This window comes from Paenibacillus thailandensis (assembly GCF_042685365.1).
GTDB lineage: Bacteria > Bacillota > Bacilli > Paenibacillales > Paenibacillaceae > Paenibacillus_AP > Paenibacillus_AP thailandensis.
On record NZ_JBHUMY010000001.1, the window covers coordinates 385,625 to 406,473 of the forward strand.

The following is a 20,849-nucleotide window of genomic DNA, read 5'->3' on the forward strand; positions in this document are numbered from 1 at the left end:
CTCTCCTAAAAAATTTTTGAAGCAATCGCTTCGTGTTTATTGCTGCTGCTGTTCGATCCCTTTGCGCAGCGCGTTCCACGCCAGCGTCGCGCATTTGATGCGGGCAGGGAATTTGTTCACGCCGGACAGCGCTTCTATATCTTCGTTCTCTTCAAAATCGACCTCTTCGCCTTTCATCAGCGACGAGAACTTTTCGGCCAGATTATAAGCTTCGTCGAACGTTTTGCCTTTGACCGCTTCCGTCATCATGGATGCCGAGCTCATCGAGATCGAGCAGCCTTCCCCGGTGAACTTCGCGTCGGTGACGATGCCGCCCTCCACTTGCAGCTGAAGCTGAATCCGGTCGCCGCAAGTCGGATTGTTCAGGTTGACCGTTACGGCTTCGGCCTCCATGGTGCCTCGGTTGCGCGGGTTTTTATAGTGATCCATGATCACTCTGCGGTACAAATCATCCAATTGCATGACCGAAGAACTCCTTTGTTTTTAGTAGGGCATCCGCCAAGCGGTCAATGTCCTCTTCGGTATTGTATAAATAAAAGCTTGCTCTTGCCGTCGCCGATACATTCAGCCAGCGCATCAACGGCTGGCAGCAGTGGTGGCCGGCGCGGATCGCGACGCCTTCCGAATCCAACACGGTAGCGACGTCGTGCGGATGAATGTCGCCCAGATTGAACGTCACGAGACCGACTCTGTTCGCGCTCGGACCGTAAACCGTAATGCCGTCGATCCTCGTCAGCTTGTCGTAAGCATATGCGGCAAGCTTGCGATCATGCTTGTCGATTTCATCCATCCCGATTTCCTGCAGGAAGTCGATTGCAGCCGCAAGCCCTACCGCTCCGGCAATGATCGGCGTGCCGCCTTCAAACCGGTAAGGGACGTCCTTCCACGTCGATTCGTAAAGGTCGACGAAATCGATCATTTCGCCGCCGTACTCGATCGGCTCCATCGTCTCAAGCAGCTTCTTTTTGCCGTACAACGCGCCGATACCGGTAGGCCCGCACATTTTATGGCCGGAGAAGGCGTAAAAATCGCAGTCGAGATCCTGCACGTCGACCTTCATATGCGCCGTGCTTTGCGCGCCGTCTACGACCATGACCGCGCCGTTCTTATGGGCGATCTTCGCGATTTCCTTGACCGGATTGACGACGCCAAGCACGTTGGATACATACGTAACCGAAACGAGCTTCGTATTGGGGGTAATCGTCTTCTCTACGTCTTCGAGCGACAAGGAGCCGTCCGGCTGAAGCGGAATGTACTTCAGCGTCGCGCCGGTCGCTTTAGCCGCTTGCTGCCAAGGAATCAGGTTGGCGTGATGCTCCATCGGCGTGATGACGATTTCGTCGCCTTCCTTGCATACCGTGCGGGCATAAGAGCTGGCGACAAGGTTCAGCGCCGTCGTCGTGCCGCGCGTAAAGACGATTTCCTCCGGCTGCGCCGCGTTCAGGAAAGCCGCAACCTTCTCGCGGGCGCCTTCGTAAGCTTCGGTCGCCCGGGAGCCGAGCGTATGCACGCCGCGGTGAACGTTGGAATGGTCGTGCTCATAATAACGGGCAATGGCCTGAATAACGGAGCGCGGCTTCTGGGAAGACGCCGCGCTATCCAAGTAAACGAGCGGATGCCCGTTTACCTCCTGCTTCAAGATCGGGAACTGCTCCTTAATCGCTTGAATATTCATTATCCCAGCTTCCTTTCGAGCACGCGCTCGAGCTGCTCGCGAACGGCGTCAATCGGAATTTCCGTCACGACCGGAATCAAAAATCCGTAAATGATCAGACGTTCCGCTTCCGCCTTGGAAATACCGCGGGACATCAAGTAATAAACTTGTTCCGGGTTCACTTGGCCGACGCTTGCGGCATGGCCGGCTTTCACGTCGTCCTCGTCGATAAGAAGGATCGGGTTCGCGTCCCCGCGCGCTTTCGGGCTCAGCATCAGCACGCGCTCCGTTTGCTGGCCGTTCGCCTTCGTGGCGCCCTTCTCGATTTTCGTGATGCCGTTAATGATCGCCGTTGCGGAATCCTTCATGACCGCACGCGTAATCATGTCGCTCTCGGAGCTGAGACCGAAGTGAACCGCGCGGGTCGTGATGCTCATCTGCTGGCTGTTTTTGCCGATGCTGATCACTTTCGCGTCCGAAGACGAGCCGTTGCCTTTCAGCAGCGAAGACGTGTCGGACAGCGTAGCTCCGTCGTTCAGGTCGCTGATAATCCATTCGATGCGGCCGTCGTTGTCGATCACCGCGCGGCGAAGCGTCAAATCGACGCCGCCCTCCGACAGCTGGTGGATCGAACCGAAACGCACGACCGCGCCGGGTCCGACGAACACTTCCACGCCGGCATGATGAACATACGCGTTCGCGTCGTTATGTGCGGCAACCACGTTGTCGACGTACGTTACGCGGCTATGGCTGTCGGCCACGATCAGAATATGCGGCGCGAACGAAGCTTCCGCTTTCGTCGTCGCCAGAATCGCCTGAAGCGGAACTTCGACTTCGACGTTTTTCGGTACGTACAGGAATACGCCGCCGTTCCAGAGCGCCGCATGAAGCGCCGTCAGCTTGTCTTCTTCTTTCTTCAGCGCTTGGAACAAATATTTTTGAACGAGCTCGCCATGCTCTTTGCATGCCGTCTCGAGATCGGTGAAAATTACGCCTTTGGCCGCAAGTTCAGCCGAAAGCTTGCCGTACACGGCGCCGGAATTTTGCTGGACGAGAATGTTCTCCGTTCCGTCCGTCACAAGCTCGCGCACGACTTCCGGAAGCTCGCTTGCCGAACCGACGGCAACGGCTTGCTCGTAAGCGCCGACTGCGGTCAAATTCCATTTCTCGATATTCATTTTCTCCGGTTTCGGCCAACCAAGCGTTGCCGCAAGCTCAGCCGCTTCCCCGCGCAAAGCGACAAGCCATTCCGGCTCCCCTTTGCTGCGCGCAAGCGCCTCAGCCGACTGGCGGTCGGTAGGCGTCGAAAGTTGAATGCTCATTCGTTATGCCCCCTCCGTATTAAGCTTGGCCAACCGTTTCGTCTACGATGCCCAGTTCCTCTTTAACCCAATCATAGCCTTCCGCTTCCAGACGGGCCGCCAGCTCGGGACCGCCGGATTTCACGATGCGGCCTTGCATCATGACGTGAACGAAATCAGGCGTGATGTAGTTCAGCAAACGCTGATAGTGGGTGATGATCAGGAAGCCGCGATCTTCCGAACGCATCGCGTTGACGCCGTTCGCCACGACTTTCAGCGCGTCGATGTCAAGACCGGAGTCGATTTCGTCAAGCACGACGATTTTAGGCTCCAGCATCATCATTTGCAAAATTTCGTTCCGTTTCTTCTCGCCGCCGGAGAAGCCTTCGTTCAAGTAGCGGTGCGCGAATTCCGGATTCATCTCCAGCTCTTTCATCTTGCTTTCCATTTGGCGGATAAACTTGATAAGCGAAATCTCGTTGCCTTCCTCGCGGCGGGCGTTAATGGCGCTGCGGAGGAAGTCCGAGTTCGTAACGCCAGGAATTTCGCTCGGATATTGCATCGCCAGGAACAGGCCTGCGCGCGCGCGCTCGTCTACGCCCATCTCCAGCAAATCTTCGCCGTCGAGCTCGACTTTGCCTTCCGTCACTTCATATTTGGGATGTCCCATAAGCGCGGACGCCAGCGTACTTTTACCCGTGCCGTTAGGACCCATGATGGCATGGATTTCCCCGCCTTTGATCTCCAGGTTGATCCCTTTCAATATTTCTTTTTCTTCGATGGACGCCTTCAGGCCGTCAATGACAAAATGCGTTGCCATAATATGCTTATCCCTCCAAGGTTGGTTGTTCAGTGAAGTTGAACCGTCGTTCAACAAGCACATTGATTCTCATTCGATTCTCAATAATTATTTTATTATAAGTGTTGTTATAAATCAACGTGAACGAGCCTTCTTCACGGCTTCTTCATCCGATCTTCAAGTTTCTAGCCTTGAAGGGCCGCGGTAATCCTATGAACTTCCCCCGCGAATTGCTCGTCCGTCAGCACCGGCTTCATCGCGCCTTGAGGCGGCTCGTCCTGCAGCTTCACCCACGATTTGCAGCCGATATAAGCGTCGCGCAGGGGCATATCCCGCGGCTCTTCCAGCTTGTAAACCCGAAGCAGAAGGACGTGCAGCGGTTTTGTTTTTTTCCAGCGCAGCCGTTCCTCCGCGAAATCCTCCGTCCAAATATGAAAATCGCGAAGCTTGCTCAACGTTTCCTTATCGGTGATTTCGATGTCTTGGACGACCTCGGCGTATGCCCGCAGCGGTACGGCCGGAGCGCCTGCGCCCTCCGCCGGCCACTCGCGCAGCGTCTCGTCAAGCGCCTCGCGAAATTCTTCCTTTAATAATTCTCTCCTCTGATGCTCATAAGTCGGGAACAGATAAAAGGAATCGCTGATGAGCTGAAAATCCCTCGTTTCCTCCCGGATGCCTCCCTTCCGCATCAGCATTATTTGCTTCCCTTCCAGGAGCGCCTTGATAATAACGGCCCATTCCTTCAGTAGATCGGCTGTCTATCTATCGTTATTCCCATTTTTAACCCCTCCCATTATGCGAATCGTTTTTTTCCTCCGAACGACGGCTGCCTTCAACACGCTTTAACATGGCTGTATTATATCAAATGCGCAGGGCGCAAGATATGAAATAAAGTATTCCACCCCGAAAAAATATGCTTTATACTTAACGTTGGAGTAACGGGCAGGGCACGCGCCTTCATTCCTTCAATGAGACGGGACGTTTGGCCCTTATTTCCCGCAATAGAATCGGCACTATCCCGATACAGTCGGAATAACCATTTCGATTTGAGACCCGGAGGGCTTTGCGGTCCGGCCTCCACCCGGTCCGGCGAATTGCCCCAATCATATTAAATCATCGGAGGCGAACAAGTTCATGTCCAAGTACCATCCCCTCTCTGAGCAGGAAGCGATCGAAATCGCCCGCGGCATCGAAGGCTTTTTCCCGGCGGACGCAGCGCTATCCTCCAAAGAAATCGGAGACGGCAACTTAAACCTGGTATTCCATATCACCGATTCCGCAAGCGGCAAAAGCCTCATCATGAAGCAAGCTTTGCCGTATGCCAAAGTCGTCGGCGAATCGTGGCCGCTTTCGCTTGACCGTTCGCGGATCGAAAGCGAAGCGCTTATTCTACAGAACAAGCTGGCTCCCGGTCTCGTGCCGAAGGTCTATAAATACGACCCGGAGCTTGCGCTTACCGTCATGGAGGATTTGAGCGACCATGTCATCATGCGCCGCGGCCTTATCGACGGAACCGTGTACCCGAAGGCTGCCGAGCATATTTCGACCTTCCTGGCGAATACGCTCTTCTTCACCTCCGATCTTGGCATGAACCAACAGGACAAAAAAGTTCAGCTGGGCAAATTTATTAACCCGGATCTGTGCAAAATTACGGAAGATTTAATTTTCGACGATCCGTATACCGTCTCTTCCAACAATAATTACGAGCCTTCGATCGAGGACGCGGCCGAAGCTCTCCGGACGGATGCGAGCCTGCATCTGGAAGTCGCCATCCTACGCGACAAGTTTCTGACGAAGGGCGAAGCGCTTCTGCACGGCGATCTGCACACGGGCAGCATATTCGCGACGCCGGAATCGACGAAGGTTATCGATCCCGAGTTCGCCTATTACGGGCCGATGGGCTTCGATGTCGGGGCCTTTATCGCCAACCTGTTCCTGAATTACGCCGGCCAGGAGCATTGGATCGCCGACGAAGCGAAACGGCGCGAATTCCGCGCTTACTTAACGAATACGGTCCGCGACGTATGGACCAAGTTCGAAGCGAAGTTCCGCGCATTATGGAACGAGCATAACGTGGATCGTATCTCCAGGGACACGCCGGCGTATCAGGATTTTTACATGAACCGCCTGCTGCAGGACGCGGTCGGCTTCGCCGGCTGCAAGGTCGTTCGCCGCATCGTGGGCTTGTCCCACGTCGCCGACATCGACACGATTCCGGATGCGGCTGCCCGCGAGCGGGCGCAGCGGATGGCGCTCCGCATCGGAACCGCCTTGATTAAAGCGAATCGCGGCGTCCGCTCGATCGAAGAAGCGATTGATGCGGCGGTTACGGCAGCGGAGCAACGCTAAGCCGTGCGATTGATCTAGAATAGGAAGGAATTAAAACAGACATGGCTAACGAATATGTTGGATTGCAGTCCGTCATCTGGGCGGGCGACAAGCTCGATCTGCTCGATCAGCGGCTGCTTCCCGAGGAAATCGTATATTTGCCGCTGACCACGACGCAAGACGTATGGGAAGCGATCAGACATTTGAAAGTGCGCGGCGCTCCCGCCATCGGCATCTCGGCCGCTTACGGCGTTGTTCTCGGCAGCCGGGACGTTCAAGGCGGCATCTCGGAATGGCTGGAGTCCGTCCGCAAGGAAGCGGAGTATCTTGCCACTTCCCGTCCGACGGCGGTCAACCTGTTCTGGGCCCTCGACCGGATGAAGGCTAAAGCGGCGGCAATCGCGGAAAGCGGCGTATCGCTCGAAGCGGCCAAGCAGGCGCTCCTGGACGAGGCGATCGCGATCCAAAGCGAAGACGAGGAAACGAACCGCCTCATTGGCGAGCACGCGCTGTCGCTGTTTGAGGACGGGATGGGCGTATTGACGCACTGCAACGCGGGCGGCCTCGCAACGGCCAAATACGGAACGGCGCTTGCTCCGTTCTACCTGGCGCAAGAACGCGGCGTAAGCTTGCGCGTATTCGCCGACGAAACCCGTCCGGTGCTGCAAGGAGCGCGGCTGACGGCGTTTGAGCTGCAGCAGGCGGGCGTCGACGTTACGCTGATCTGCGACAATATGGCCGGCATGGTCATGTCCAAAGGCTGGGTCAACGCCGTTATCGTCGGAACCGACCGCGTGGCGGCCAACGGCGACGTCGCCAACAAAATCGGCACCTACAGCGTAGCCGTTCTGGCGAAAGCGCACGGCATCCCTTTTTATGTCGCTTGCCCGCTTTCGACGATCGATCTCAATACGCCGACCGGCGCGGAAATTCCGATCGAGGAGCGGAGCCCGGAAGAAGTGACGGAAGGCTTCGGCAAACGGACCGCTCCGCAAGGGGTAAAGGTGTACAACCCCGCCTTCGATATTACGCCGAACGAATACGTAACGGCCATCATTACCGAAAAAGGCATCGTCAAAGCGCCGTTTGACGTCAATTTGAAGAAGCTTTTCGAGGATATGGAATAAGCTGCTGCAGTTCAAAAAATAAACCCTAAGCGGATCTCCGTCCCATCGGGCTGAAGGAGAAGCGCTTAGGGTTTCTTCATCAATAATAGAATTGCTCGTTTCAAAACGGCCTGTATAGAGCTGTTCTCACAACCGGTCAATTGCGGTTATCCTTCGTTCAGGAGGGGGAAGCCTTTTCCGCTTGTACCATCAGCTTCAGCGCGTCGGCGCCTTTCATCCCCGTCGTTATGCCAAGCGTTTCGGCCATATGCGTGACCGATTCCAGCGGGGCTTCCAGCAGTTCGGTAATCGTGCGCACGCCTACCGCTCTCCCGGCAATAATGCCGCGGTCTTTCAGTCTTTCGTTCAAGAGCCCGACATCCAACGCGCCGCACATAATATACCCGCTGCTGGAGGCAAGAACGACCAGAGTCGTCTTGGGAAGCTTCACTTCGATGCCCAACACAACAGCGCCGTTATCCAGCGTGACCGGGACCATCTGCATCATTTGGTTCCACCCCCTTCATCTCACCGTATCGGGCGAAGCCGCTCGCAAATCATTATATGCAGGGAGCCTTCGACGTGTTGACGCTTTCGATTGGGACTTCTTCTGCGTGCATTTTGATGATATAGTAGAGATATCACCTTGGTAGTTCGGAGGATCTATGGACAATAATCGAACATCTGCTAAAAACAGCTATATCTATCAAGTCGAGCTGCTTCTTGACGAACCTGATCATAAGAAAGCGCTTCAAAAATTAATAACCGAGCTGAACCGGTGCGATTTTCAAGATTACCGCATTTTATCGGGAATCCAGCTCGGCCAAGAAATAACAAGCCGGAAGGAGAAGCTTCCGGTTTCCACGCCGGTCCCTACAGGCGACGATAGCGGGAAAGCCGGCGGCCACGGCGAAGGCGAAGGCTTTAACGGCTGGAGCACGCTTCGCTCCCTTCAGTCGGATAACAGTCTTGTCCGGATGACCGTTAACAAAGGGCTGGGCGTCAAGCTGAGCATTCCGTGCCGCATCCTCCGTCTGGACGAGCAAGACAACCTCGTGACGATATATCATGTCGACGAAAAAGCGGTGTACACCTTCCGTTTAACCGAAATCGAAGATATCGGTTAGATGCGGCTAATGTCTCTTATCCCGGACGGGAGTCTCGATATTCGAAAAAAAATCCGCCGAACCTTATAAAGGCTCGGCGGATTTATTATTTGGCGCGTTTGTCGGCTCGATGACGACCGTCCGCTCAAGCGCTGAGCAATTGCTCGATGCTTTGGCTGGATACCGGCGGACTTCGGTAGTAGCCTTGCATTTCGTCGCATTGATGCTTGCGCAGAAACTCCATCTGTTCTTCCGTTTCGACGCCTTCCGCTATGACCTGAATGTTCAGGTTGTGCGCCATGGCGATAATCGCCGCAACGATTTCCGCGTCGCTTGGGTCCTGCTGAATATCCCGCACGAACGAACGGTCGATCTTCAGCCGGTCGATCGGAAAGCTTTTTAAGTAGTGGAAAGAGCTATAGCCCGTCCCGAAATCGTCAATGCTGATCCCTACGCCAAGCTTGGTCAACTCGGCCAGGCATCTCGCGACATGCGCAACGTCCATCGTCATCGACTCTGTAATCTCGAGATCCAAATATTTCGGCTCAAGCCCGGTCGATTCCAGAATGGCTGCTATGCGCTCGGTCAAATCCTGCTGCAGGAACTGCCGGATGGATAAATTGACGGAGACGGGCATCGGCGGAAGCCCTCGATCCTGCCACTCCTTGTTCTGACGGCAAGCTTCTTGCAGCACCCACTCGCCGATCTCGACGATCATGCCGCTTTCTTCCGCAAGCGAAATAAATTCTCCCGGAGGGATAAGGCCCCTCTCCGGATGCATCCAGCGGAGCAAAGCCTCCACCCCGATAATCGTTCCGGTCATGAGGTCGTATTGCGGCTGGTACATCAGAAAAAACTCTTTCCGCTCGATCGCTCTGTACATTTCGTGCTGCAGCGTCAGGCGGGCAAGCGAAGCGTCGCTCCAATCCTCCCGGTAAAGCAGGCAATCGTTGCTTCCGCTTTCCTTCGCTTTGACCAGGGCGACATCCGCTTTCTTCAGAAGCGAATAGCTGTCGTCACCGGCCGCGCAGCTCATGGCCATGCCGATGCTGGCGGTAATTTGAACCGGCAGGCCCCGAAGCTCGAACGGTTCCCCGATCGTCTTCAGAATAGCCCGGGCTTTCAGTTCCAGCGTCGCCTCCGAGTTTACGCCCATAAACGCGACGACAAACTCTTCGCCCTCCAGCCTTGCGGCAAAATCGTATCCGCCGAGAAGACGCGTCAGCCGTTCGGCCACTTGAAGAAGCAGCATGTCGCCGACTTCGCGCCCGAACGAAGCGTTAACCAGCTTAAAACGGTCCAGATCCAAATAGCATAAGCCGACCATCGTATCTTCGCTGCGGGCCCGTTCCAGGGAATCCGCAAGCTTCATATAAAAATGAGTGCGATTCGGCAGTCCCGTCAGATCGTCATAATAAGCCATGTACCGGATCCGTTCGATATTGCGCTTGCGATCGCTCAAATCCTGAAGAAACAATACCGTTCCGATCACGGCCGGCCCTTCGGCCATCGGAGAGCAGACGGCTTGAAGATCAAGGGGAAATCCCGACCGCTGAGTCAATTGAATCGTTCTTTGCTCCACCGTTCCGGAGAGCGAACGCGCCAGTCCGTCCCGCAAAGCGGTGCGGCTGCCCGCCTCCGCGATCGGCTCCAAGGATGCGCCGAGAAGCTCGTGTCTGGAATAACCGAGCAGGCTCGCCAACGCTTCGTTCGCTTCCAAGATAACGCCTTTGCGGTCGAGAACCGCAATCGGGAAGACGTCAGCTTTCAGAATACATTCCATGACAGGCGTATGATAGGCAGAAAAGCCGGCAATCTCTTGCTTTCCTCGCAGGTGCAGCCAAAATAGCGCGAACGCCGCAACGATGGCTGCAGATGAAATCCAGCGGAGCGCGGGGGCGGAGAACAACATCAATGAAACGACGATTAAAGCGGCGGCTGCGGCCGCCAGCCCTGCAAACCCGATCCATCCGGCGCCGGCGAGGAGCTGCATTCGTCTTTCAAACGTACTACGATTCCGTTTCGTCACGCACCAACTTCCTTCCTATGTACAAGTTAAGCAAGTGCCATGTAGCTCTATTATAAACGATGAACGGAATTCGGCATAGCAATATTTGTTAACGGCCCGACACCCTAATTTCGGCGGACCCGCGCCTGACGCAAGGCCATCCCATCGTCTGCGGGCGGTTGCCTTCTCGTCAAAAATATAAGCCGTACCGATTCGGAACACCCATTATCGGCACGGCTTATATAGACCGACTCTATTGACTTCTGCCGGCAGGCGGCGCCCGGTGGACGCCCGATGTTTACGTTCGGCAACCGAATTAAGCCTTGCCCCTCAAAGCGGCAACGGCTACGCAAATCCAGCCCGCGATAAACGCGACGCCTCCGATCGGCGTAATGGCGCCGAGAATGCCTTTCCCGGTTAAGGCAAGCGCATAAAGGCTGCCGCTAAACACGATAACGCCTGCGATAAGCAGGTTGGCTCCGGTGCGCAGCAGCTTCGAAGAGCCGATGCGCTCCGCCAGCAGGGCGACGATCATCAAACCGATGGCATGATACATATGGTAGCGAACGCCGGTTTCGAACACGTCCAAGTAATGCTCCGTTACTTTCCCTTCCAATCCGTGGGCGCCGAACGCGCCGAGGGCGACGCCAAGCGCCGTGCCTATTGCGCCGATTGCCATATATCTGGACAACATGCTCTTATTCATCCCTTTGCTCTCCTATTTTCCGCCTTCCATGCGCGGCAATCGTTTGGAACCTCCGACGGCCGCGCTTGAGGACGGCAGTTTCATTTCAATACAAAATTCGTACGGCTGTAGCCTTCTTTTGTTTTGGTCACTTCGAGGCAGGCGGGGAACGCTTGCTTCAGCTCCTGAACGTGGGAGATAACGCCGATCATCCGGCCGGACCGCTGCAAATCGACCAGCGCGGCGATCGCCTTATGCAGCGCTTCCTCGTCAAGCGAGCCGAACCCTTCGTCGATGAACATCATCTCGATGGAAACGCCGCCCCGGCTCGCCTGGATGACGTCGGTCATGCCCAGCGCCAAGCATAACGAAGCGCCGAACTTCTCGCCGCCGGAGAGAGACTTGACGTCGCGGTTCTGGCCGGTGTACGCGTCGTAAACGTCTAGGCCAAGGCCGCTTTGCTTGCCCCTCGCTTCCAGCCGGTCGCTGCGCTGCAGCACGAATTGGCCGTTCGACAGCTCGCGCAGCCGTAGATTGGCGGCATGCAAAATTTGCTCCAAATATTCGATCAAGATGTACCGTTCGAACGATATTTTTAGCGCGTTATCGCCCTTAAGCATCTGATAGACGTCCAGTACCTGCTCGAGCCGGCTTTCGAGCTCTTTGATCGTCCGCTGCGCCTCGATCAGCGCCCGCTCGAGCCGTCTCGCCTCTTGCGCGTATCGGATTGCCGTCTGCAGCCGGTCCGCGAGCTGCTCCTGCTCCCGCTTCAGCTCCGCCAGCTCGGCCTGCATCCGCTCGAGATCGGCCGGCTGCCGGCCGGTAAGCTCCTGCTCCAGCTCGGCGATACGCTCCTTCGCCGACTGCTTGGCCGCGCGGTAAGCTTCGATCCGCTCCCGCAGCGCGGCGCGCTCGGCCGGCGCGATAACCGCGCCGCGGTACGCCTCCGCCGTCGCAAAGCCGGCGGCTTGCAGCTCGCTTTGCAGGCGCGCGGCGGCGGCCCGCGCCTGCTCTTCCGCTTCGGCGAGCTGGCGCGCCGCCTGCTCGGCATGGACGGCGCGCTCCGCTTGCGCCAGCTTCGCCCGCTGCAGCTCCTCCTGGGCCGCTTTCCACGCGGCGGCCAGCTTGTCCGCCTGCGCCTTGCGCGCGGCCAGTTCCGCCTGCAGCTTGTCGCCCGACCGGTATTCCTCCGGAATCCGTTCAAGCTCCTTGGCGAGCAGCGATTTCTTCGTCTCGTGCTCCAGATCGGCGCGCTGACACTGCCGCTGCAGCTCGTCCCGCGCCGCCTGGCGGCGGATAAGCTGCTCGTCCAGCAGCTCCAGCTCGTCCCGCCGCTGCCGCAGAAGACGCTGCACCTCCTGCAGCCGGTCGGTTTCCTCCTTCAGCGTCTTCCATTGCTGGCGGAACGACGCTTGCCGTGCCGGCAAATCGACCGGCTCGACGCCTTGCTCCGCCAGCTCGGCCACGCCCCCTTCCCAGCCGGCGCGAGCGGCTGCCGCATGAGCCCTTGCTTCAAGCAGCTCGCGCTCGACATGGCTGAGCGTCGTCTTGGCTTCCTGCAGCTCCTCCCGCGAAGGAAGCTGCCCGGAAGCGGACGCCTTGCGTGGATGCTGCTCGCTGCCGCATACCGGGCAAGCAGCGCCGTCGTGCAGATGGGCGGCCAGAAGGCTTGCCTGCCCTTCGATCCAGAGCCGCTCCAGCTCGTCATGCCGCTCCCGGATGCGGCGAAGCCCTTCCTCGCGCTCCTGCTCAAGCGCGGTGAATCCGGCCAGCTGCTTCTCCACCTCCAGCAGCTTGGACACCTGCTTGCCGAGCAGCTCCGTCCGGCGCAGCTGCTCCAGCTTGTCCGGCAGCGGAGCCGCTTCTTCCTCCAGCGCCTTGATCTCGGCGCCGAGGCTTTGCCGCTTCGCGCGGTCCGCCGCAAGCGCGGCCTCCGCTTCGCGGAGCCTTGCGGCGAGCGCCGCCGCCTCGCGGCCGAGCCGCTCCGCCTCCGCCCGCTGCCCGGCGAGCGCGGCCACCGCCGGCTCGAGCTCCGCGAGCCGCTGCAGCTCGCGCTCCGCCTCGCTCCGCTCCGGCTCCCGCCGCTCCTCGCCCTGGTACCGCGCCTCCGCGCGCTCGAGCGCCGCCGCCGCTTGCTCCGCCTCGCGCTGCCGCTCGGCCGCGGCCTCCCGCTTCGCCCGGGCGGCGTCCGCCAGCATCCGCGCCTGCTCGTCGTACGGCGCCAGCAGCGCCGCACGCTCCGCCAGCGCCAGCCGCTTCTCGCCTTCGGCATATTCGCCGCTTTGCCGCTCCAGCTCCGCCAGCCTCGTCCGCCCGCGTTCCAGCTCGGCGAAACGCGCGTTAAGCGCCGCCGCGAGCCGCAGCTGCTCTTCCTTCGCTTCCAGCCGGTTCGCAAGCTCCGACTTGCCTTCCGCAAGCCGCCCGGCTTCGCCCTCGTAGTGCAGCGCCTCCTGCCCCAGCGCCTCGGCGACCTGGGACGGGCTGTACGCCTCGCGGCCGAGCGTCTCCGCCAGCGCGCCTTCCGCTCTGCGCGGCAGCCCGTCCTCCGCCTGCTTCGCCAGCATGTCCGCCCGCAGCCGGGCGTCCTTCACCTGATCGTTCAGCTCCCGGCTTCGCTTCTGGAAGCGTTCCTCCAGCTTCTGATACAGCTCCGTGCGGAATATGCGGCGCAATATTTCCTCCTTATTGTCGGTATCCGACGTCAGCAGCTTCCGGAACTCGCCTTGAGGGAGCATGACGATCTGAATGAACTGCTCCTTCGTCAGCCCGATGATCGTCTCCAGCTTGGCGTTGACGTCGCTGACCGTAAACCGGTCGACGAGCGGCACCTCCTCGCCGGAGGTCGTTTCGTACAGCTCCGCCTTTCCCCCGGTCTCGCTTTTGTTCGATCCCTTCCGGTGCGGAAGCTGGCGAAACAGCCGGAACGTGCGCTTGCCTACGGCAAATTCGAAGTCGACCGACGTATGCGTCTCGTCGTCGGCGAAATGGCTGCGCAGCATTCGCGGCTCCGCGCGGTCCTCGCCGCTTGCGGAACCGTACAAAGCAAAACAGATCGCGTCGAAAATGGACGTCTTGCCCGCGCCCGTATTGCCCGATATGACAAACAGCCGGTTTCCGGCAAGCTCCGCGAAGTCGACCGTTTCCGTATCGCGATACGGCCCGAACGCCTTCATCGTCAATTTGAGCGGTCTCATACGGCCCCTCCTTCCTCGCGTACAAGCGCCGCGTACGCTTCGGCGAACAGCGTCCTTTTCTCGTCGGAGAGCGGCATGCCTTTCACTTCTTCATAGAACGATCCGAACAACGCGACCGGGTCGGCTTCCTTGCGGTTTACCTGCGCCTCTCCGCCGGCCTCCGGCCCGCTTTCGCCGCGGCGGCCCATCCTTCGCTCCACATGCAGGGCGTTCGGATAGACGGCGCGCACCTTCTCCATCGGGAACAGCACCGGATTTTCGTTCAGCAGCGTCACGAATACGTAATCGTCCGAGAGCGGGTGCCTCTCGATTTCTTCCATTGTTCCTTCGACGCGCCGCATATCGCGCAGCGGCTTCAGCTCCCGCTTCTCGATCCGCGCTTCGCCGGCTTGATCCAATTCGACGACGTAGAAGCCTTTAATATGTTTTTCCTCCGAAACGGAATATTTCAGCGGCGATCCCGCATAACGAATGCGCTCGGATTGGACATAATGCGCCTGATGCAAATGGCCGAGCGCCGTATAATGAAAAGGAGCGAAATGGTCCGCGCTGACATGCTCCGCCCCGCCGATCGCAAGCGGACGCTCCGAATCGCTCGTATTCGGCTGCGCGACCCCTCCCGGCGTCACGAAGGCGTGTCCGACGAACACATGCCTCGCCCCCGGGTCCATCCGCTCTGCGATCCGTTCCACGACCGCCTTCATCGCCTCGTCGTGCGTGCGAATCCGCTCGTCGCCGAACGCATGGCGCACTTGCGCGGGATCGGCGTACGGCACGAGGTGGAAGTGCACCTCGCCGTATTCGTCGGCAAGCACGACCGGCTTCGGCAGCGCCGGGAACCGACCGGTCAAATAAAGCCCTCTGCTTTCCATCAGCTTCGTGCCGAAATCAAGCCGGTCGGGGCTGTCATGGTTCCCCGAGATCGCCAGCACCGGCGTCGATAGCCCGATCACGATTTCCTCCAGCACCCTGTCGAGCAGCTCTACCGCCTCCGTCGGAGGAACGGCCCGATCGTATAAATCGCCCGCGATAACGACCGCATCCGGCTTCTCCTCCCGAACGGCCGCGATCAGTTGATCCAGCACGAACCGCTGGTCCTCCGTCATATAAACGCCCTGAACGAGCTTGCCCAAATGCCAATCTGCCGTATGTATAAATTTCATAGCAACCCTTCTTTCCGCCATGCTACTCTCTCTATTTATCATAACGAAAGAAAAGGGATAGTTCTATACAGGTCAACAAATTGCCTTTATTTGCGAAAGCCGCGGCGAGGCGGCCCGCCGCAGAAGTAATTTTTACATAGGAAACTGTCGAAAGATAGGGTATTCCCCGTTGTTAATTGTTATAGTAAATTTATTCGTTTTTACATTTAAATGATAACGGAGCGATTTTTTTACCCCATGTTCATTCATGCCGCTTACGAGAAAAAATGGAACCGTACCATTTTGTCGATTTTATGGCTTGTCACCTTCATCGCTTTCATATGCCATGCGTTGATTACAGAACTATTGTCGGACCCTTTTAGCCATCCGTTCCAAAATCATATGCTGAAGGACGGCACCCCCGCCTATTTCATGGCGATCGCGATGCTGCTCCTTCTTGAGCTCGTCATCCGGAAGTTCAGCTCTTGGGCGCACCTGGCCCTCATTGCGGCTTCCCATATTTTGTCCTGCATGCTCGTGCTGTACCTTTACCGGGATATTCATGTCGCGCCGGTCACGTTCGTATTTCCGCTGCTCGTCACGTGCATTTTTTTCAGGCCGCTTTATTTGGCCGTTTCGGTGCCGGTCAGCATCGCCGAGCTTATGTGGGTGTTCTGGGAGACGCCGCCCTTCGATATTCCCGCCGTCATCGCCATTATCATCGTTAGCAGCATTATTGCAGGTTCCTATTTGGCCGGATTCGGCGTAATCGCGAGAGGCAAGATGCTCGTCCAATCGCTGCAGCGGTCCATCGAGTCCGAGCAGGAGCTGCTTATTCAAAATATCATTATGGACCGGATGTCCAAAATGGACCCGCTGACCGGCCTTTATAACCACAAATCGTTTCAGGAATACTTCGATAAATTGACGTCGCCGGAACAATCGAAAGCTTTTCCTTTTCAGCTTGCCGTCATCGATATCGACAACTTTAAGCGGGTAAACGACACGTACGGGCATGCCGTCGGGGATATCGCGCTCAAGCAAGTCGCAAGCTCCATTCAGGAGCATATGGAGCCCAACGACTTCGCCGCCCGTTATGGCGGAGAAGAATTCGTCGTGCTGCTGCACGAGCCGTCGGTCGAAGCCGCTTATTCGAAGCTGGAACGCATCCGCAAGCAGATCGCCCGGACGCCGATCGACGAGATGAACCGCCTGCCGGTTACGGTCAGCATCGGCCTTCACGCCTATACCGGCCAAGAATCGAAGGTCGATTGCTTCGCGAAAGCGGACGGCGCTTTATACGCCTCCAAAAACGAGGGCAAAAACAGAATCACCGTTTTATGAGCGCTGCCGATTCCGAGTCTCTATCCCGCAGCGTCGGATGCCAGAAAGGCGGTACGGAAACCTTCTTCTGTACCGCTTTTTTCATCGCTTATCTGCCGCATACGCCCGGTTTGCCGTCTCTCCTTTTGGTTATATGATTTAGGAAGTTTAATAGATACGGGCCGGTATTGCTTCACATAACCCGGTGAGACTTGAATATATTGATTAACAAGCGGTAAAGGCTTAGGTGGCGGATCGTAATTGCAGCGAAAGAACAAGACGCACATGACCGATTTTCAGAAAAAAGGCGAGGTGGATATCATGACGGAACCGTTGTTTATCGTGTCGCGCGAGGACTGGTCTCTCCACCGCAAAGGGTACGAGGATCAAGCGCGGCACCTCGATAAGGTGCGCGAAGCCATTAAACAGAATCTTCCGGATATCGTAACCGACGAAAGCATCGTGTTGTCGGATGGCAAGCAGACGGTCAAAATTCCGATCAAAAGCATCGATGAAACACACTTCGTCTATAACTACAACAAAAAGCAGCACGTCGGACAAGGCGACGGCGATTCCCAAGTCGGAGACGTCCTCGGCGTCGACCCCGGAGCCGCCAAAGGCCCCGGCAAAGGCCAAGGCGCCGGCGATCAGCCCGGCGAAGATTACGTCGAAGCCGAGATCACCATCGACCAGCTGGAAGATATGCTGTTCGACGAGCTGGAGCTGCCTCATCTCGAACAGAAGCAGCGCGATCAGGTGGAGACGACCGAAGTCGTGTTCCAGGACGTCCGCAAGAAAGGCATTATGTCCAACGTCGACAAAAAAAGAACGCTGATCGAAAATTTGAAACGGAACGCCAACGCGGGCAAATCCGGCATCGGCGGCATTTCCCCCGACGATCTCCGCTTCAAGACGTGGAACGAAATCGTCAAGCCGCAATCGAATGCGGTTGTTCTCGCCTTGATGGATACGAGCGGCAGCATGGGATCGTTCGAAAAATATTGCGCCCGCAGCTTTTTTTTCTGGATGACGAGATTTCTGCGGCGAAAATACGAGCATGTCGAAATTGTGTTCATCGCTCATCATACCGAAGCGAAGGAAGTAACCGAGGAGGAATTTTTCAATCGGGGCGAAAGCGGAGGCACGATTTGCTCTTCCGCGTATTTGAAGGCGCTGGAAGTGATCGAAAGCCGGTATCCGACGGCGAACTGGAACATCTATCCGTTCCATTTTTCGGACGGAGACAACTTGACAAGCGACAACGAGCGCTGCGTCAAGCTGATCGACAGGCTGCTGGAGCGGGCCAATATTTTCGGCTACGGCGAAGTGAACCAGTATAACCGGAGCAGCACGCTGATGTCCGCCTACAAGAACATTACCAACAAAAGATTTATGTATTCGATTATCCGGGACAAAGGCGAAGTGTATAAAGCGCTCAAAACGTTCTTCTCCAAACCGGCGGCCGGCGCTTAAACCGAAGCGCTGCCTTCCGTACTTCAAGCAGATGCGATACGAATCGGGCTAACTCCAATACCGCGATCACGCGGCTGGAGTTAGCTTTTTTTGCATGTCTTTTTTGCGAGCCGACCGCTATAGACCGGCTTTCCAACACCGGAAAAATAGGATACACTTGCTGCAAGAACAAGCGGTGACGGCTTTATCGTCCTGGTCCAAGGACGGACCGTTTCGACGCACAATCGCAAGGAGGACTCCCGTATGACGAACCCCGAAATCGAACGAATCAAAACCGCGCTGCCCGGCTGGGTTGAAGCAGGCAAGCCGTTTGCCTCGGAAGGGAAAGTCGCATCCTATATTCCGGAGCTGTCCAAAGCGCCCAAGGAGGCCTTGGGTATTGCGCTGATAAGCAAGGACGGGGAAACGATCGCCGCGGGAGACGCGGACTTAAGCTTCACGATGCAAAGCATATCCAAAGTGTTTACGCTAATCTTGGCTTTAATGGACAACGGCGAAGAGCTTGTATTCAGCAAAGTCGGCATGGAGCCGACCGGCGACAATTTCAACTCCATGCTTAAGCTGGAGCTGGTGCGGCCGGGCATCCCGTTCAATCCGCTTATCAACGCGGGCGCCATCACCGTCTCTTCGTTAATCGAAGGCGCGGACGCCGCGGACAAGTCGGCCCGAATATTGCATTTTTTCAAGGAGCTTGCGGCGAACGACTGTCTGGATTACGATATGGCCGTCTACCGTTCCGAATCGGAGACGGGCGACTTGAACCGGTCGATGGCCTATCTGCTCAAAGACAACGGCGTGCTGAACGGAAGCGTCGACGACGTGCTCGACGTCTACTTCCGCCACTGCTCGATCAACGTACGCTGCGCGGATTTGGCGCGAATGGCCTTAGTGCTCGCTTGCGACGGCACGGATCCGCTGACGGGCCAGACGCTTATCCCGAGACGTTATGTCCAGATCGCCAAAACGTTCATGACGACATGCGGCATGTACAACGCCTCGGGCGAGTTCGCCATCCAAGTCGGCCTGCCGGCCAAAAGCGGCGTCTCCGGCGGGATATTGACGCTTGTTCCCGGCCGCTTCGGCATCGGGATTGTCGGTCCCGCTTTGAACGCAAAAGGGAACAGCCGGGCCGGCGTGCGGCTGCTGGAAACGATGTCGCAGGAGCTGGATTGGAGCATGTTCTAGATCCGCTCCCAAAATAACGGAAGCCTTCGCGCTATGAGCGTCGAAGGCTTCCGCTTGTTATGGCTCCAATACTTTAAACATTCCCGTCATGTCGAGCGAATGATCTTGAAAGCCGAACCTTTCGTAAAACGTATCGTTTCCTCGCGACGCGAACAGCCCTACAAAGGCATTTCCGTCGTTTCGTTTATTCGATGTGATGAAATCAAGCAAGCGGCGTACGATCATATCGCCTATACCGCGCTTTTGATGCTCGGGCAATACGGCCACGTCTTGAATATAAAAATACATCGCTCCGTCGCCGACGATCCGGCCCATGCCCACGACGTCCCCTCCAAAAAGAACAATAACGCCGTAAATCGATCGCGCAAGCGATTGCTCCGCCATCTCCCGATCGACCGTTCCCCATCCGACGGATTCCCATAACGTCAAGTGCTCTTCCGCCGTCGGCAGACGTTCAATGATTTCATATGATTGATTTCTCATCTGTGCCACCTCTCCATTCAAGTCAGGCGGCCGTTAACAATTGCAGCCGCCCCGGATTAATCCAGGCTTCCTTTCCTAAACTCCATTTCGCTCGCTCCCCTTTCAAATCGGTTGCTCCAAGAGAATCGCGGCAAACCGCTGACTCTCCCCTTCATCATACTCTATTTGTTAAAATTACACATCGGCAGAAACAATCCGAACCGATTTCCCGGGAATGCCAAAAACCCCGTCTCTATAGACGGGGTCTCTTCGCTCATCCTTTAAATCTCGCGCATAAATTGCTCCAAATCTTTGTCGGCCTTGGACTGGTTGCATACGTTGCACGCGCAGACGCAATTGTCCGGCGTCGTATGGCCCCCTTTGGCCCGCGGAAGCAAATGATCGATCGTATCGCCGTATTCTCCGCAAAAATAACAAGTATAATGATCTCTTGTCAAAATATATTTACGGAAATCTTTGTTGCTGAACAGCCTTTTGATCGTATGCCGGTTTACGACGACAGCCGCTTTTTCCTTCACAAGCGTAACGGCAAGCTCCTTGGTGATCTCCTGATACCATCGCCTGCCTTTGTCCGTCTTCCCCCGCATCCGGATCGTCCCCTGACGCGTTTCCTTCAAATAGCCGGGATCGGAAGGGGAAAAGGCGGGCGGATTCGAATGTTTGGGTCTTGCAGCCCGAGCCGGAGAACTTTCTTTTCGCCGCGCGCCTCGGGAACGGCCGCTTGAATGGGCGGCGCGGTCCCGCGCCCCGGAGCTTGCGGCTTGCTTCGCCGGCTCCGGTCCGGCGGCCGTTACCGGCGCAATCGGCTCGCTGGCCTCGCCGGGCTCGAGAGGCCGCGGCTTCCGCTTCGCGGCCGTCGTTTTGCGGCAGCTCCGGCATGTGCCGCGGCGCGACTGCGGGCCGGACCTTTTGCCCGTCCGGCGCAAAAAATCGGACAACGGCTTCCATTCATGGCATTGCACGCATCGTTTGGTTGTCGGTTGCTCGGTTTGTGCCATGGTTTTATCCGGACAGCCTTCTGGGCGGCCCGCGTTTGTCACCTCAACGTTCGGTTATGATTGC

18 protein-coding genes are annotated in these 20,849 nt (G+C 57.0%); 6 read left to right on the forward strand and 12 right to left on the reverse strand.

The annotated features are described in order from the left end of the window. Positions 1-36 precede the first annotated feature (36 nt). From sufU to ACFSW5_RS01805, 5 genes are all read right to left on the reverse strand, one after another. Positions 37-462, reverse strand: coding sequence for a Fe-S cluster assembly sulfur transfer protein SufU (sufU, locus tag ACFSW5_RS01785; protein ID WP_379269083.1), 426 nt, complete (start codon positions 460-462; stop codon positions 37-39). After that, the gene (locus ACFSW5_RS01790) at positions 449-1,675 is read right to left on the reverse strand and encodes a cysteine desulfurase (protein WP_379269085.1); all 1,227 of its coding nucleotides are present in this window, start codon (positions 1,673-1,675) and stop codon (positions 449-451) included. Before ACFSW5_RS01790 ends, sufU begins: the two co-directional genes overlap by 14 nt. Continuing rightward, positions 1,675-2,976 carry a Fe-S cluster assembly protein SufD gene (gene sufD / locus ACFSW5_RS01795; RefSeq protein ID WP_379269088.1) on the reverse strand — a complete coding sequence of 434 codons (1,302 nt, stop codon included), beginning with the start codon at positions 2,974-2,976 and terminating at the stop codon, positions 1,675-1,677. The genes ACFSW5_RS01790 and sufD overlap by 1 nt, the downstream gene beginning before the upstream one ends. 19 nt (positions 2,977-2,995) lie before the next feature. Continuing rightward, positions 2,996-3,775 carry a Fe-S cluster assembly ATPase SufC gene (gene sufC / locus ACFSW5_RS01800; RefSeq protein WP_379269090.1) on the reverse strand — a complete coding sequence of 260 codons (780 nt, stop codon included), beginning with the start codon at positions 3,773-3,775 and terminating at the stop codon, positions 2,996-2,998. Positions 3,776-3,939: 164 nt separating this feature from the next. Beyond that, the gene (locus ACFSW5_RS01805) at positions 3,940-4,449 is read right to left on the reverse strand and encodes a DUF1802 family protein (protein ID WP_379269092.1); all 510 of its coding nucleotides are present in this window, start codon (positions 4,447-4,449) and stop codon (positions 3,940-3,942) included. A 439-nt stretch (positions 4,450-4,888) separates the two neighbouring features. Between ACFSW5_RS01805 and mtnK the strand changes: the two genes are divergently transcribed. Beyond that, entirely contained in the window at positions 4,889-6,103 is a 1,215-nt protein-coding gene (mtnK, locus tag ACFSW5_RS01810; RefSeq protein ID WP_379269095.1) for an S-methyl-5-thioribose kinase, read from the forward strand. Positions 6,104-6,144: 41 nt separating this feature from the next. Then, a complete protein-coding gene (mtnA, locus tag ACFSW5_RS01815) occupies positions 6,145-7,209 on the forward strand; it encodes an S-methyl-5-thioribose-1-phosphate isomerase (RefSeq protein ID WP_379269097.1) in 1,065 nt (354 codons plus the stop codon). A 157-nt stretch (positions 7,210-7,366) separates the two neighbouring features. Here the strand turns inward: mtnA and ACFSW5_RS01820 are convergent, their stop codons facing one another. Continuing rightward, positions 7,367-7,696, reverse strand: coding sequence for a YunC family protein (locus ACFSW5_RS01820; protein WP_379269099.1), 330 nt, complete (start codon positions 7,694-7,696; stop codon positions 7,367-7,369). Positions 7,697-7,853: 157 nt separating this feature from the next. On the opposite strand from ACFSW5_RS01820, the gene ACFSW5_RS01825 reads away from it, so the two are divergent. Further along, positions 7,854-8,315: a hypothetical protein gene (locus ACFSW5_RS01825; RefSeq protein ID WP_379269101.1), complete on the forward strand. Its 462-nt coding sequence runs from the start codon at positions 7,854-7,856 to the stop codon at positions 8,313-8,315. Positions 8,316-8,439: 124 nt separating this feature from the next. On the opposite strand, the gene ACFSW5_RS01830 is transcribed toward ACFSW5_RS01825, so the two are convergent. The 4 genes from ACFSW5_RS01830 to ACFSW5_RS01845 all read right to left on the reverse strand — a co-directional run bounded on the left by ACFSW5_RS01830 (position 8,440) and on the right by ACFSW5_RS01845 (position 15,344). Beyond that, positions 8,440-10,323, reverse strand: a complete 1,884-nt coding sequence (locus ACFSW5_RS01830; protein ID WP_379269103.1) for a putative bifunctional diguanylate cyclase/phosphodiesterase — start codon at positions 10,321-10,323, stop codon at positions 8,440-8,442. Between the two features lie 295 nt (positions 10,324-10,618). Further along, positions 10,619-10,993, reverse strand: a complete 375-nt coding sequence (locus ACFSW5_RS01835; RefSeq protein WP_379269809.1) for a DUF423 domain-containing protein — start codon at positions 10,991-10,993, stop codon at positions 10,619-10,621. A gap of 95 nt (positions 10,994-11,088) precedes the next feature. Next, entirely contained in the window at positions 11,089-14,181 is a 3,093-nt protein-coding gene (locus tag ACFSW5_RS01840) for an AAA family ATPase (protein ID WP_379269106.1), read from the reverse strand. Then, the gene (locus tag ACFSW5_RS01845) at positions 14,178-15,344 is read right to left on the reverse strand and encodes an exonuclease SbcCD subunit D (RefSeq protein WP_379269109.1); all 1,167 of its coding nucleotides are present in this window, start codon (positions 15,342-15,344) and stop codon (positions 14,178-14,180) included. The genes ACFSW5_RS01840 and ACFSW5_RS01845 overlap by 4 nt, the downstream gene beginning before the upstream one ends. Positions 15,345-15,581: 237 nt before the next feature. Here ACFSW5_RS01845 and ACFSW5_RS01850 point away from each other — a divergent pair, with 237 nt between their 5' ends. From ACFSW5_RS01850 to glsA, 3 genes are all read left to right on the forward strand, one after another. Further along, positions 15,582-16,667, forward strand: a complete 1,086-nt coding sequence (locus ACFSW5_RS01850) for a GGDEF domain-containing protein (RefSeq protein ID WP_379269112.1) — start codon at positions 15,582-15,584, stop codon at positions 16,665-16,667. A gap of 300 nt (positions 16,668-16,967) precedes the next feature. Next, positions 16,968-18,119, forward strand: coding sequence for a sporulation protein YhbH (gene yhbH / locus ACFSW5_RS01855; protein WP_379269811.1), 1,152 nt, complete (start codon positions 16,968-16,970; stop codon positions 18,117-18,119). 243 nt (positions 18,120-18,362) lie between these two features. Continuing rightward, the gene (glsA, locus tag ACFSW5_RS01860; RefSeq protein WP_379269114.1) at positions 18,363-19,304 is read left to right on the forward strand and encodes a glutaminase A; all 942 of its coding nucleotides are present in this window, start codon (positions 18,363-18,365) and stop codon (positions 19,302-19,304) included. A gap of 57 nt (positions 19,305-19,361) precedes the next feature. Here glsA and ACFSW5_RS01865 read toward each other — a convergent pair whose 3' ends face one another. Together ACFSW5_RS01865 and ACFSW5_RS01870 are read right to left on the reverse strand one after the other, a co-directional pair. Next, positions 19,362-19,787, reverse strand: a complete 426-nt coding sequence (locus ACFSW5_RS01865; RefSeq protein ID WP_379269117.1) for a GNAT family N-acetyltransferase — start codon at positions 19,785-19,787, stop codon at positions 19,362-19,364. Positions 19,788-20,047: 260 nt separating this feature from the next. Continuing rightward, on the reverse strand, positions 20,048-20,785 hold the full coding sequence (locus ACFSW5_RS01870; protein WP_379269120.1) for an HNH endonuclease: 738 nt from the start codon (positions 20,783-20,785) through the stop codon (positions 20,048-20,050). Positions 20,786-20,849: the final 64 nt, after the last annotated feature.